The organism is Allotabrizicola aquatica (SeqCode) (genome assembly GCF_965194375.1).
Lineage (GTDB): Bacteria > Pseudomonadota > Alphaproteobacteria > Rhodobacterales > Rhodobacteraceae > Tabrizicola_A > Tabrizicola_A aquatica.
This window is the reverse complement of the sequence record NZ_OZ239428.1, coordinates 789,413-801,658: the sequence shown is the minus strand read 5'-3', so window position 1 is coordinate 801,658 and position 12,246 is coordinate 789,413. Positions and strand designations below refer to the sequence as shown.

Annotated in this window: 14 protein-coding genes; 9 read left to right on the top strand and 5 right to left on the bottom strand. The window is 58.6% G+C overall.

Features of this window, described 5'->3' with window-relative positions; all coding sequences use genetic code 11:
- Positions 1-107: 107 nt before the first annotated feature.
- From AC72UB_RS17125 to AC72UB_RS17090, 8 genes are all read left to right on the top strand, one after another.
- On the top strand, positions 108-1,268 hold the full coding sequence (locus AC72UB_RS17125; protein ID WP_505190795.1) for an MFS transporter: 1,161 nt from the start codon (positions 108-110) through the stop codon (positions 1,266-1,268).
- Between the two features lie 222 nt (positions 1,269-1,490).
- A complete protein-coding gene (locus tag AC72UB_RS17120; RefSeq protein WP_505190794.1) occupies positions 1,491-2,357 on the top strand; it encodes a PhnD/SsuA/transferrin family substrate-binding protein in 867 nt (288 codons plus the stop codon).
- A 7-nt stretch (positions 2,358-2,364) separates the two neighbouring features.
- Positions 2,365-3,156 (top strand): phosphonate ABC transporter ATP-binding protein, encoded by a 792-nt coding sequence (locus AC72UB_RS17115; RefSeq protein ID WP_505190793.1) that lies wholly within the window; start codon positions 2,365-2,367, stop codon positions 3,154-3,156.
- A gap of 3 nt (positions 3,157-3,159) precedes the next feature.
- Positions 3,160-3,336, top strand: a complete 177-nt coding sequence (locus tag AC72UB_RS17110; protein ID WP_505190792.1) for a hypothetical protein — start codon at positions 3,160-3,162, stop codon at positions 3,334-3,336.
- Positions 3,337-3,960 (top strand): phosphonate ABC transporter, permease protein PhnE, encoded by a 624-nt coding sequence (phnE, locus tag AC72UB_RS17105; RefSeq protein ID WP_505190791.1) that lies wholly within the window; start codon positions 3,337-3,339, stop codon positions 3,958-3,960. It abuts the gene before it with no gap.
- A 10-nt stretch (positions 3,961-3,970) separates the two neighbouring features.
- Positions 3,971-4,627: a class I SAM-dependent methyltransferase gene (locus AC72UB_RS17100; RefSeq protein ID WP_505190790.1), complete on the top strand. Its 657-nt coding sequence runs from the start codon at positions 3,971-3,973 to the stop codon at positions 4,625-4,627.
- Complete coding sequence (locus AC72UB_RS17095) at positions 4,627-5,832, top strand: alpha-D-ribose 1-methylphosphonate 5-triphosphate diphosphatase (RefSeq protein ID WP_505190789.1); 1,206 nt, start codon at positions 4,627-4,629, stop codon at positions 5,830-5,832. The genes AC72UB_RS17100 and AC72UB_RS17095 overlap by 1 nt, the downstream gene beginning before the upstream one ends.
- Before the next feature lie 693 nt (positions 5,833-6,525).
- Positions 6,526-6,843 (top strand): hypothetical protein, encoded by a 318-nt coding sequence (locus tag AC72UB_RS17090; protein WP_463291020.1) that lies wholly within the window; start codon positions 6,526-6,528, stop codon positions 6,841-6,843.
- Between the two features lie 173 nt (positions 6,844-7,016).
- Here the strand turns inward: AC72UB_RS17090 and aroC are convergent, their stop codons facing one another.
- The 4 genes from aroC to pip form a co-directional block, all read right to left on the bottom strand.
- Positions 7,017-8,123, bottom strand: coding sequence for a chorismate synthase (gene aroC / locus AC72UB_RS17085; protein ID WP_505190788.1), 1,107 nt, complete (start codon positions 8,121-8,123; stop codon positions 7,017-7,019).
- 66 nt (positions 8,124-8,189) lie between these two features.
- Positions 8,190-8,603 (bottom strand): TerC family protein, encoded by a 414-nt coding sequence (locus tag AC72UB_RS17080; RefSeq protein WP_505190787.1) that lies wholly within the window; start codon positions 8,601-8,603, stop codon positions 8,190-8,192.
- 29 nt (positions 8,604-8,632) lie between these two features.
- The gene (locus AC72UB_RS17075; RefSeq protein ID WP_505190786.1) at positions 8,633-9,250 is read right to left on the bottom strand and encodes a TerC family protein; all 618 of its coding nucleotides are present in this window, start codon (positions 9,248-9,250) and stop codon (positions 8,633-8,635) included.
- A gap of 84 nt (positions 9,251-9,334) precedes the next feature.
- Entirely contained in the window at positions 9,335-10,303 is a 969-nt protein-coding gene (gene pip, locus AC72UB_RS17070; RefSeq protein WP_505190856.1) for a prolyl aminopeptidase, read from the bottom strand.
- Between the two features lie 61 nt (positions 10,304-10,364).
- On the opposite strand from pip, the gene ubiG reads away from it, so the two are divergent.
- Positions 10,365-11,099, top strand: a complete 735-nt coding sequence (ubiG, locus tag AC72UB_RS17065; RefSeq protein WP_505190785.1) for a bifunctional 2-polyprenyl-6-hydroxyphenol methylase/3-demethylubiquinol 3-O-methyltransferase UbiG — start codon at positions 10,365-10,367, stop codon at positions 11,097-11,099.
- 39 nt (positions 11,100-11,138) lie between these two features.
- Here the strand turns inward: ubiG and mgrA are convergent, their stop codons facing one another.
- Positions 11,139-12,170: an L-glyceraldehyde 3-phosphate reductase gene (gene mgrA, locus AC72UB_RS17060; protein ID WP_505190784.1), complete on the bottom strand. Its 1,032-nt coding sequence runs from the start codon at positions 12,168-12,170 to the stop codon at positions 11,139-11,141.
- Positions 12,171-12,246: the final 76 nt, after the last annotated feature.

The following is a 12,246-nucleotide window of genomic DNA, read 5'->3' as shown; positions in this document are numbered from 1 at the left end:
CGTCTTGGCCCCGAGCACGACGCCCGCGTTGGCGCTGATATGGCCAAGTCCTTTACAGTCAAATGCTCGCAGCGCAGCCTTTTTGAGGAACGAATGAGCACAGATAAATGAGGTGTGCCGTCGAACCAAAGCACCAGACTGTTGTGATTGCAGCCTTGGGCAGCGCTCAGACCATTAGTTGGGCCTCAAGCTACTATATCCCCGCCGTGCTCGCAGCGCCAATGGCGGCCAGCTTTTCTCTCAATCCCGTTTGGGTTTTCGGAGCATTCTCCATAGCCCTGATCGTTTCTGCCCTCGTTGGGCCCTGGGCTGGTGCCCGCATCGATAGGCTTGGTGGCCGCGGCGTATTGATGATTTCTAACGTGCTTTTCGCCTTGGGACTTGTTCTGCTCGCCCTCGCGCCTTCGTTAGCCGTTCTATTCCTTGGCTGGGCAATCATTGGATTTGGGATGGGGCTTGGGCTTTATGAGGCTGCCTTTGCAACACTGGCAGGCATATATGGAAAAGATGCCCGCCGGCCCATAACCGGGATAACCCTAATTGCTGGCTTCGCGAGTACCGTTGGTTGGCCCTTATCAGGTTTGATGCTGGCGACATGGGGTTGGCGCGAGGCTTGTATAGGTTGGGCCCTTATCCATTTGCTTCTGGCGCTGCCACTAAATGCACTTTTGCCCACGGCCAAGAGCACGAATAAGCCCAGCGTAAGTGATACCTCCGAAGATGCAGAGCCGCCAAGATTGGCGCTCTTTCTCTTGTCATTTGTTTTTGCTTCTACTTGGTTCAACTCAACCGCGATGGCCGCGCATTTGCCTGGGTTGCTCCAAGCATCAGGAGCTAGCGTTGCAGTCGCAATTGCGGCGGGCGCTCTCATCGGTCCAGCACAAGTTGCCGCTCGGATTTTTGAGTTCGGGCTTCTGCGCCGGTTCAATCCACTTAGCTCAGCCCGACTTGCAGCCTCAGCTCATCCAGTTGCTGCGGTCTGCCTTCTAACTTTTGGAGGACCGGCGGCCTATGTCTTTGCTGTTATGCATGGCGCAGGCAACGGAATCCTGACCATAGGAAAGGGCACGCTGCCCCTCGCGCTGTTTGGGACGAGGGGATATGGGGCGCGTTTGGGTTGGCTGAACGCCCCGGCCCGCATACTGCAGGCCGCTGCACCGCTACTTTTCGGTGCAGCGCTCGAAACCTGGGGTCTGCAGGCGATCTGGCTGACTGCTGGGATTGGAGCTTTGGCAACGGTGGCCCTGTTTTTGCTCAGGCGGACCTAAGCAGGCCATCAGAAAATCTAGGGTCGCGACCCAATCTGCCTGTGTCAGCAATAGGCCGCTTTCCGCAGCACGGCTCTCTTCATCTTCCAATAGGTTCCAAAGGAAAAGCCTTTCGTGACGCCAAAACGGTTGAAGTGTCACAGAAACGAATCCCGGCCGAAACCCCGGTGTCACGTTCGCGCCCTAAGCGTTTCTCATCGATACTCAAATGAGGGACAACGCATGAACGCCTTTCTGAAAGCTGGTGCAATTGCTCTTGCAACATTTTGTGCGAATGCTGCATTCGCGCAGGAGACTATCCGCTTTGCGGTAACCGACATTGATGGCCTTGAAGCCCTCCAGACCGAGATGGGGCCCTTCAAGGAAGCGTTTGAGGCTGCCTCAGGCCTTAAAGTTGAGTTCTTCCCAGTGTCTGGCCGCACCGTCGCGGTCGAAGCCATGGCGGCTGAACAGATTGATTTTGTTTTGACCGGCCCTGCAGAATATGTCGTGTTCAATGCTCGCCTTGACGCGCAGCCTGTCGTCACCTGGAACCGGCCGGACTACTACTCGAATGTCGTCGTGCTTGATGCTTCACCTCTTATGTCTGCCGAGGATCTGAAGGGCCAGAAAGTTTCGTTTGGTGAAATCGGCTCAACCTCGCAGCATCTGCAGCCCGCCTCTCTGCTTGCTGATGCGGGGCTCGTTTATGGCCAAGATTATGAACCCGTTTTCTTGAAGCGTAACGTGGCAATGGAAGCAATGATCAAAGGTGAGATCGGTGCAATTGGCCTGAATCGTACGCACATCGAAAGCATATCTGAGGCGTACCCTGACCAGAAGCTGCGCGTTTTGTTGAAAGGTGACGAGCTTCCCAACGATATCCTGCTGGCGTCGTCCAAAGTGCCGGCGGAGGTCGTTGATGCCGTCCGCAAAACCTTCACCGAACACGGCGATGCGCTTCTAGCTGCAATCACCTCGACCGAGGCAAACGCCAAGTATGTAGGCGGCAGCTTCAAAGCGACTGTGACGGATGCTGACTATGACGGTGTGCGCAAGATGTTCGAAAACGTGGGTGTAACCGAGTTTACCCAGTTCGTCGGCGAGTAACTTACTGATGAACGTAGCGGTTCGCGATCTGCCGACCCTAACAGGCTCCGCTCTTGCGGGGCCTGTGCTTTCGGTGTCGGGCCTTGCCAAGGCGTTTGATGACGTCAAAGTTCTGCATGGGCTTGATTTTACTGTCCATGCGGGTGTCGCCACAGCGCTTATCGGCGCGAATGGCTCGGGCAAGTCTACGGCCATGAAATGCCTGATCCGGCTGGTGGAACCCAGTTCTGGAAAAATTGATATGCTGGGCCTTGATGTTGTGAGCCTTGGCCCTCGAGATTTGCGGCAGTTTCGGTCGCAGGTCGGTGTTGTCTGGCAAAAACACAATCTTGTGCCGCGCCTGTCGGCTTTGACCAATGTGGTCCACGGTGTTCAGGCGCGCATGTCAGGGCCACGGACTTGGTTCCAATCGCTGGCCACACAAGCCGTGCGGCAAGAAGCCTTGGCCTGCCTGTCCCGCGTCGGTCTGGCAGACAAAGCCTTGCAACGGGTTGATAGCCTTTCGGGCGGTCAGCAACAGCGGGTCGCCATCGCGCGGATGCTCATGCAGCGCCCGGCGATCATCCTCGCGGATGAACCGGATGCGAGCCTCGACCCCCAGTCGGGCGAAGAGGTTATGCGCCTGTTGTCAGATCTGGCCCGGCAGGACGGGCTTACGTTGTTGTTCATCTCGCACCGGATGGAACACACTTTGGAATTCTCTGACCACATCCTGGGCCTTCAGAAGGGCTCGATTGTGATGGATGTCCCGACGTCATCCACCGACGCGGCCCAGCTTCGTCGCTTTTTCGAGGAGTGACGCATGGCTGACAGTCCAATGCATGTACCGCGCTTTCGTCATCGCAGCCTTGCCGAGTATCTGGGAATTGTGGTTGTCGCTGCCTTGGTGATCAGCAGCCTGACGGCGACAGCGCCTGAACTTGGAGCCCTAGGGCGCGGCATCGAAAGGCTATTCGCGCCATCGGGTTTTCTGGCGTAGATGTTTCCGCCTGACTTCTCCCGCATCGACCGGATTGCACTCAAGCTCTTGGAAACATTGCAAATGGCAGTTGCGGGCGCAGCCCTAGGGCTGTTTTTTGCTGTGCCCTTTGCAATTCTCGCCACCGACCGGTTGTCCCCACACCCGTTGCTGCGACACACCGCGCGCGCGATCATCGCCCTGTTTCGCACCATTCCAGATCTGGTCTGGGCCATCTTCTTTATCATCATGGTCGGCTTGGGTCCCGCTGCAGGCGTTCTGGCTATCATGGTGGACAAGATTGGCTTTGCTGGACGCTTCTTTGCCGAAGCGATGGAAGAGGCAGATACTGGACCTCAAGACGCCCTGCGTGCGATTGGGGCGAGCCGCCTCGGGATCATATTCTCGGCGATCTTCCCGGCTTGCCTGCCTTCGTTCACGGCTACGTCACTTTTTGCGCTCGAAAAGGCGGTTCGGGGTTCAGCGGCACTTGGGCTTGTCGGTGCCGGTGGCATCGGGGTGGACCTGAAGGTGGCCTTTGATCTGTTCAACTATGATGAGGCGCTGACGATCATCCTGATGCTCTTCGCCTTGGTGCTCATCGTCGAACAAGGGTCTGGCTGGATCCGTTCAAAACTTATCTGAGAGACTCGCCATGACGACTGAAAGCGCACATATCTACTGGAACATGGAATGGCAGAAAGCGGATGCCACGTCGCCCTGGGCCACGCCCGAGCCCGAGGTCATGACCCATACGGAAACCCTGGCCGCGGGAAGCAGGATCCTTGACCTGGGTGCAGGGATCGGACGGCATTCTTTGGCCATGGCGCGGCTTGGTCATGATGTTGTTGCGCTGGACGCCGCACAAGCTTCTATCGATTGCATCGCCGATGCGGCCCAAAGGGAAACACTGCGGATTGAGACCTGCCTCAGCTCCATGGCAGATTTGCCCTTTGCCGACGGCAGCTTTGACCATGTCTTGTCCTGGAATGTGATCTATCATGGCGACGAAACCGTCGTCCGCCGCAGCTTTTCCGAGGTGGCACGCGTCCTGCGTCCCGGTGGGACCTTCATGGCAACAATGCTGTCATTGCGTCGCCTGCCTATTGAACAGGCAAAAGCTCCAGGCCGAGAACTGTCGCCTGGAACCTGGGTGTTTGAAGGGGATGGTGACAAGGTTCATCCGCACTATTTTTGCAATGCGGCCCGCTTGGTGGATTTGCTCGCTGGCTTCGAACTTTGGCGGCTTGAAGATCGCGAACATGAAAAGCCCGGCTCTTGGCACTGGCACCTTCTTGCGGAACGCCTGTAATGGAGCCGGTCCTTATCGAAGGCGCGCGCGTGGTTCTTGATGACCGTATCGAGCGGGCCTCAGTCCGTATCGAAGGCGGCCGCATCACTGGCATCGACACCGCACGAGACGGGGCCTCTGTTCTTGACGCGAAGGGCAAGATCCTTGCCCCTGCATTTGTCGACATCCACGGCGATGCGTTTGAACGACAAATCATGCCGCGCCCTGGTGTCACTGTCCCGATCGAGGCCGCACTCCTGGAGACCGATCGACAACTGGCTGCGAATGGTATTGCCACCGCCTATCATGCCCTGACGCTAAGCTGGGAACCGGGGCTGCGATCCGTCGATACGGGCTGGCAAGTGCTGCGCGGTCTTACCAAACTCAGGTCGCGAATGACGGTAGAAAACCGCCTCCAACTCCGCTGGGAGACCTTCTGCCCCGAAGCGTTGCCCTTGATTTCTGAGGCGCTAGAATTGCCGGAACGTCCTTCGGTCGCGTTCAATGACCATACAACAGCAGCCCTTCTGCACCCGTCGATTGCGCTGCACGATCGCCCCCTTGATATGGTGCCCGACTATCCCGTGACCGACATGACCTCGCAGGCCTTTGCTTCCAAAATGGAAAGTCGTGCCAAGAGATCTCACATGACCACCCCAGCTTTTGTGGCATTGATGGCAGCGGTCTGGGAGCGCCGCCCGGAGGTTGTCGGTCTTGTTGACAGTGTCGCAACGATGGCCCGCAACCATAGCGCGCCGATGCTGAGCCATGATGATAGCCAAATCGAAACGCGCGCCTTTTATCGCGCACAAGGTGCCGAAATTGCGGAATTTCCGATGCATGAGCGGGTTTTTGTCGCCGCACGAGAGGCAGGCGACTGGATCGTGCTTGGTGCACCGAATGCCATGCGGGGGGGGAGCCATCTGGGTTCGCCAGGTGCCGCTGACATGATCAGGCGCGGGCTTTGTGATATCCTTGCCTCGGATTACTTCTATCCTGCGATGATGGGTGCGATGGTTCGGCTGTTGTCTGATGAAGTCGCGCCTCTGCATGCGTTGTGGAAGCTTGTTTCATCCAACCCAGCCGCAGCCATGTCTTTGACAGACCGTGGCCGCATAGCGCCGGGATTGCGCGCTGATCTTGTGCTGATTGACTGGCCCGAGTCCACGATGCCCTCTCCCATACGAACTTGGTCGGCAGGAAGGGCGGGGTATTCCGCGCTTTAGAAAACACATAAGCGTTCAGTAGCGGACAGGACCAAGACCGCAAAGGTTCTCCAGCGGCGCTTGCACGGTCTGCGGCTTAGTTTTCGACACTGCCCAGTCGCTGGCGCGCTGCCTGTCGCGTTTTCTAGATTTCTGGTGGTCGTGCCAGAAACTACACCAAACAAGGGGGCACGATCTTCCAAAATCGTTTGTCTGATTAGGACCCGGTACACAGCCTTCATCAAGGCCGCCGGTCACAGGTTGGAGTGCCCCCGTGAAGTGGCCCATCAACTGAGATAGCATGATCCCACTTTTTGGAGGACGCGAAGAAGGCTGAGAAGGGTAGTAGCTGTCCTAGAAAAGACTTCCCAACATCTCATCTTTGATGCGGTGTTGAAAATGACGCAGCTGAATGTGACGCTGCAGAAATCATGCCCATTCGTGGTTTCTTGGATTTGCGAGGGGCCGACAAAACGATCTTGCGACATTGTAGGCTGTGCGCCCCCGAAACCATTAAATATAAACACGATAACAAATACATACGCCTCCCTCGCGGGGGGCTTTGTTGTTTGATACCACAAGAAATTGCCGCGCCCAGCAAGCCTTGCACCATCTCCGCCGCCCCAAACGGTGCGAAAGCCACCCAATCGGTCTCGTTGTAAACCCAAAGTTACCAGATAACTTCAGCACACGTGACCAGAGGGGACGACGCTCATGACCAAGACCAGAACGGACCACAGACAGCGGGCCCTTGAACTCTCCGTCGCTCTTGAGATCACCAAGTTTCAGCGTGACGCCTACCGTGATCAGGTCGCAAAGCTTGAATTGCGTTTGGCGGCTGCCGACCATCGTGCCGAACGCGCTGAAGAGCGCCTCCATAGCGCAACCCTCATGCTGTCCAACCTCGCTGTTCAAGCCGTCTCATCCCCCTCGCGATCAACTGCGACCGAGGTTCTCGTCGACGGAAAAAGCATCCTACGGCTCAACAATCCCATAAACTTCCGCTCAGCGCTGGCGACAACAGGCCGGTAGTCGCTGCGGCGCAGCCGGCTAGGCGCCTGTCACTCGGCTGGAGTTGGGTAAACCGAGACGGGTTTGCATTTGTCTCACAGGACCTTGCGAGTGGCTTTACTGGCGCCGCCTGACCTGCACCTCAAGGCGCGAGACAGCGCGCCCGAGGGACGGGCGCGGGCACCGAGCTGGCGTCACGCCCCGCCGATCTGCCCGCGCAGCCCGCCGGTTTGGCCCCGGTCCATCAGCAGATGATCGGCCAGCACACAGGCCATCATCGCCTCGCCCACCGGCACCGCACGGATACCGACGCAAGGGTCGTGCCGCCCCTTGGTGATCAGATCTATCTCTTCGCCCCGGACGTTCACCGTCTGGCGTGGTGTCAGGATCGACGAGGTCGGCTTGACCGCAAAGCGCACCACCACGGGCTGCCCCGACGAAATGCCGCCCAAGATCCCGCCCGCATGGTTCGATAGAAACTCTGGCCCATTCGGCCCCATGCGGATTTCGTCGGCGTTTTCCACGCCCGTCAGGCTGGCTGAAGCCATGCCATCACCGATCTCCACCGCCTTCACCGCGTTGATCGACATCATCGCAGAGGCTAGATCACTGTCGAGCTTGGCATAAAGCGGCGCGCCAATGCCGGCAGGCACGCCATGGGCCACCACCTCAATCACCGCGCCCACCGAATTGTGCGACAGGCGCAAATCATCCAGATAGGCCGCCCACTCTTCGGCCGCCACTGGATCGGGGCACCAGAACGGGTTCTCCTCAACCACAGACGCATCAAACCGCGCCCGGTCAATGCCGCGCGGGCCCATCTGTACCATGTAACCCTGAAGCGTCATACCGGGTGCCAGCGCAGCAATCACCGCCCGCGCCACGCCGCCCGCTGCCACCCGCGCCGCCGTTTCCCGCGCCGAGGACCGACCCCCGCCGCGATAATCCCGCACGCCGTATTTCTGGTGATAGGTGATGTCGGCATGGCCCGGCCGAAACGCTTGCGCGATGTCACCATAATCTTTGGACCGCTGGTCGGTGTTCTCGATCAACAGCGAAATCGGAGTGCCGGTCGTCATCCCCTCAAACACCCCCGAAAGGATGCGCACCTCATCGGGTTCTTTGCGCTGGGTGGTGAACTTCGACGTCCCCGGTTTGCGCCGGTCCAGCCATGGCTGCAAATCGGCTTCGCTTAGGGCAATGCCGGGTGGGCAGCCGTCCACCGTGCAGCCAATCGCCGGGCCGTGGCTTTCGCCCCAGGTGGTGACCCGGAACATGTGACCAAAGGTGTTGAAGCTCATCCCTGCCTCCGCGCTTTTCCCCCGCATAGGCCGAACCGGCCTGCGGGGGAAGGGGTTATGCGACGGTTACTGCGCAGGTTGCTCTTTGTCACCTTTGGTTTTCCACAAGGACACCACAACACCGGCGCCCAGAATGGCAAAGGTAATGCCCAAGGACCATTCTGGCGGGAACTTCTCCCAACCCATGATATCGGCGATGAAGATCTTGGACCCGATGAAAACCAGCAAGATCGACAGCGCGTATTTCAGATAGGCAAAGCGGTGCAGGATCGCCGCCAATGCGAAATACAGCGCCCTCAGCCCCAAGATCGCAAAGATGTTCGAGGTATAAACGATGAATGGGTCTGTGGTGATGGTGAACACCGCAGGCACCGAGTCAACAGCAAAGACCAGATCCGCGAACTCGATCATCACCAGTGCCAGAAACAGTGGCGTGGCAAAGCGCACGACTTTGCCGGTTTCCGGATGTTGCTTTTTCACAAAGAAGTCGTGGCCATGAAACTCATCCGTCACATGGAACCGTTTTTTAGGAAGCGCAGGATGGGATTTGACGCAATGTCATAAGGCTTGTCGTCGGCCATCAGCATCTTGATCCCAGTCAGGATCAGGAACACCGCAAAGATATAAAGCACCCAGTGATACTGCGCGACAATCGTCGCCCCAAGGCCGATCATGATGCCGCGCAACACGATCACACCCAAGATACCCCAGAACAGCACCCGGTGCTGATATTGGCGTGGCACCGCGAAAAAGCTGAAGATCAGCGCAATGACAAAGATATTGTCCAAGGCCAGCGTCTTTTCCACGACAAAGGCCGTCAGATACTGCGCAGTTTCGGTGGGACCGATCTGCCACCAAACAAAGCCAGAAAAGCTGATGCCTAGCGCGATGTAGAAAGCCGACATCTTCAAGCTTTCTGCCACGCCGATCTCGTGGTCGTCCTTGTGAAACACCCCCAGATCCAGCACCAGCAGGCTGAGGACAATCGAAATGAACAAAACCCACATCCAAATGGGTTTGCCCAACCAAAGCAAAGTTAGAAATTCCATGTGACCCTTTTTCCCCATGACGAGGTCAGCCACATGTGCCGGGCTGACATCGAGGTTTCTCTCGATGCGGTCCGACATCACGCAGTGGCTGCGTCAGAGGGGCCCGGCCCGCTGTACCAAGATGGATCACAATCTCGCTATTACAACCCCCGGTCGCGGGGATTATGCGCGCAACTGGTTCATCGCGCGCACCAGCGCGTCGGAAATTCCCGGCTCGGACAGTGCATGTCCTGCCAGCGGAATCATGTGCAACCGCGCTTTCGGGAGGCCCTGCGCCAAGGCCCAAGCCGAGGTGGGCGGGCAGATCATGTCAAACCGGCCCTGAACGATGGTGGTGGGGATCTGCGCGATCCGGTCCAGGTTGCGCAGGATCCACGCGTCGCCGTCCAGAAAGCCGCCATTGACGAAGTAATGGTTCTCCAGCCGGGCAAAGGCGCGGGCATATTCCGCCGGTCCATCGCCTGTTGTGCCGTCTCCATGCACCGAGGCCAAGGCGTTTTCCCACGCCGTCCACGTCCGCGCCACGCGGGTCTCTTCGCCCAGATGCCCCGAGAACAGCCGCCGATGATAGGCGGCCAAAAGGTCAAACCGCTCATCCTCGGGAATGGGGGCCAAAAACCGTTGCCAAAGTTCGGGGTAAAACGCCCCCGCCCCGCCGCCATAGAACCAGTCCAACTCGGCCCGCGTCATCAAAAACACGCCGCGCAGCACCATAGCGGCCACCCGCTCGGGATGGCTGATCGCATAGATCAGCGCCAACGTGGCCCCCCATGAACCTCCGAACAGGATAAACCGGTCAATCCCCAGCGTCTCCCGGATCAATTCGATATCGCGCACCAGATGCCATGTGGTGTTGTCGTCCACACTGGCATGGGGGCGCGAGCGCCCACAGCCGCGCTGATCGAACAGCACCACCCGGTAATGCGCGGGGTCAAAATAGCGCCGCATCGCCGGGCTGCATCCGCCCCCCGGCCCGCCGTGCAACACCAAAACCGGCACACCCGCCGGATTGCCGCATTGCTCGACAAACACCCGATGCCCCTCACCCACGTCGATCACCCTTTGGTCAAAGGGGTCCAGACTCGGATAAAGGTAATCGACTGCGCGCTTTTGGCCTGATCTCTGGTCCATCATCGTCCTATATAGTGTCCAAAGACTGCGCCGCATCGCGGCCGTGTGCAAGGAGTTCTGCATGACCACCACCATCGATCCCGCCGAAGTGGCCAAATTCGAAGCCATGGCTGCCGAGTGGTGGGACCCAAACGGCAAGTTCAAACCGCTGCATCTGATGAACCCCTGCCGATTGGATTACATCACCAGCCAGATCGCCGCGGAGTTTGACCGCAATCTTGCGGGGCCTGCGCCCTTTGCGGGCCTGCGGATTCTCGACATCGGCTGTGGCGGGGGCCTATTGTCCGAACCCATGGCGCGGCTGGGGGCGACCGTTGTCGGTGCCGATGCTGCACCGCGCAACATCCCAGTGGCGCAGGTTCATGCCGAACAGTCTGGCCTGAGCATCGACTATCGCCACACCACCGCCGAGGATCTGGCCGCAGCAGGTGAGCAGTTTGATGTCGTTCTGAACATGGAGGTCGTGGAACACGTGGCCGACCCATTGGCCTACCTCACCGCCTGCCAGCAGCTCTTGAAGCCCGGCGGGTTGATGATCTGCTCCACCCTCAACCGCAATACGAAATCCTTTCTGATGGCGATCATCGGGGCGGAATGGGTCATGCGCTGGCTGCCCAAAGGCACCCATGACTGGGCCAAGTTCATCACCCCGGATGAGCTTTATGGTCTGATCCGCCAAGCCGGCCTTGATCCGGTGGACAAGAAGGGGATGGTGTTCAACCCCGTCTCATGGCGCTGGGCCGTGTCGGATCGGGATCTGTCGGTCAACTATGTGACCGCAAGCATCAAGCGGTAAACAGTCTCTAACCTGCCGGTTAGAGACTGTCTCAGGCGATCAAACCCCTTCGCTGGACCGCGCCCAAAGGTTGAGGTCCGGCTCTTCGGCAATCGCGTCAATCCGCGCCAGTTCATCAGCGGTAAAGCTGGTGTTGGCCACGGCGCCCACGCAATCCACCACCTGCTCTGGCTTGGATGCCCCGATCAGCGCGCTGGTGATGCGCCCGTCCCGCAGAACCCAAGCCAGCGCCATCTGCGCCAGCGTCTGACCGCGCGCCTCGGCAATCGCGTTCAGCGCCCGCACCGACTCAATCGCACGCGGGGTGATCGTGGCTGGGTCCAACGATTTGCCTTGCGCGGCACGGCTGCCCTCAGGAATGCCGTTGAGGTACTTTTTCGTCAAAATCCCCTGCGCCAAAGGCACAAAGGCAATCGACCCCACGCCCAAATCATCCAACGTGTCTTTCAGCCCGTCCCGTTCTAGCCAACGGTTCAGGATGGAATAGCTGGGCTGATGGATCAGCATCGGCGTGCCAAGGTCGCGCAGAATCGCCGCTGCCTCACGCGTGCGCTGGCTGTTATAGCTTGAAATCCCCACATACAGCGCCCGACCCGACCGCACGATATGGTCCAACGCCATCATGGTTTCTTCCAACGGCGTTTCGGGGTCAAAGCGGTGCGAGTAAAAGATATCGACGTAGTCCAGCCCCATCCGTTTCAGCGACTGGTCACACGAAGCAATCACATATTTCCGGCTGCCCCATTCGCCATAAGGCCCGGCCCACATGTCATAGCCCGCCTTGGAGGAGATGATCATTTCGTCTCTATACGGCCGAAAGTCACTTTTCAGCAGATCGCCAAACGCCTCTTCGGCGCTGCCGGGGGGGGGGCCGTAATTGTTGGCCAGATCGAAATGCGTGATGCCATGGTCAAAGGCCGTGCGGCAGATCGCGCGCTTGGTGTCATGCGGGGTGTCATGGCCAAAGTTGTGCCACAGGCCAAGGCTGATGGCAGGCAGTTTTAGCCCCGAACGGCCGCAGCGGTTATAAGTCATGCGGTCATAGCGGCTGGGGTCGGCGTGATAGGTCATGGGGCACCTTGTGCGAAAGTTTAGGAGACAAACCTAGCGCCCCGCACCGGGCAAGCACAAGGTGGCCAAGACCGCC

Coding starts and splice junctions, on each gene's coding strand:
- AC72UB_RS17125 (WP_505190795.1), top strand. CDS start 108: ATGAGGTGTGCCGTCGAACCAAAGCACCAGACTGTTGTGATTGCAGCC.
- AC72UB_RS17120 (WP_505190794.1), top strand. CDS start 1,491: ATGAACGCCTTTCTGAAAGCTGGTGCAATTGCTCTTGCAACATTTTGT.
- AC72UB_RS17115 (WP_505190793.1), top strand. CDS start 2,365: ATGAACGTAGCGGTTCGCGATCTGCCGACCCTAACAGGCTCCGCTCTT.
- AC72UB_RS17110 (WP_505190792.1), top strand. CDS start 3,160: ATGGCTGACAGTCCAATGCATGTACCGCGCTTTCGTCATCGCAGCCTT.
- phnE (WP_505190791.1), top strand. CDS start 3,337: ATGTTTCCGCCTGACTTCTCCCGCATCGACCGGATTGCACTCAAGCTC.
- AC72UB_RS17100 (WP_505190790.1), top strand. CDS start 3,971: ATGACGACTGAAAGCGCACATATCTACTGGAACATGGAATGGCAGAAA.
- AC72UB_RS17095 (WP_505190789.1), top strand. CDS start 4,627: ATGGAGCCGGTCCTTATCGAAGGCGCGCGCGTGGTTCTTGATGACCGT.
- AC72UB_RS17090 (WP_463291020.1), top strand. CDS start 6,526: ATGACCAAGACCAGAACGGACCACAGACAGCGGGCCCTTGAACTCTCC.
- aroC (WP_505190788.1), bottom strand. CDS start 8,123: ATGAGCTTCAACACCTTTGGTCACATGTTCCGGGTCACCACCTGGGGC.
- AC72UB_RS17075 (WP_505190786.1), bottom strand. CDS start 9,250: ATGTCGGACCGCATCGAGAGAAACCTCGATGTCAGCCCGGCACATGTG.
- pip (WP_505190856.1), bottom strand. CDS start 10,303: ATGGACCAGAGATCAGGCCAAAAGCGCGCAGTCGATTACCTTTATCCG.
- ubiG (WP_505190785.1), top strand. CDS start 10,365: ATGACCACCACCATCGATCCCGCCGAAGTGGCCAAATTCGAAGCCATG.
- mgrA (WP_505190784.1), bottom strand. CDS start 12,170: ATGACCTATCACGCCGACCCCAGCCGCTATGACCGCATGACTTATAAC.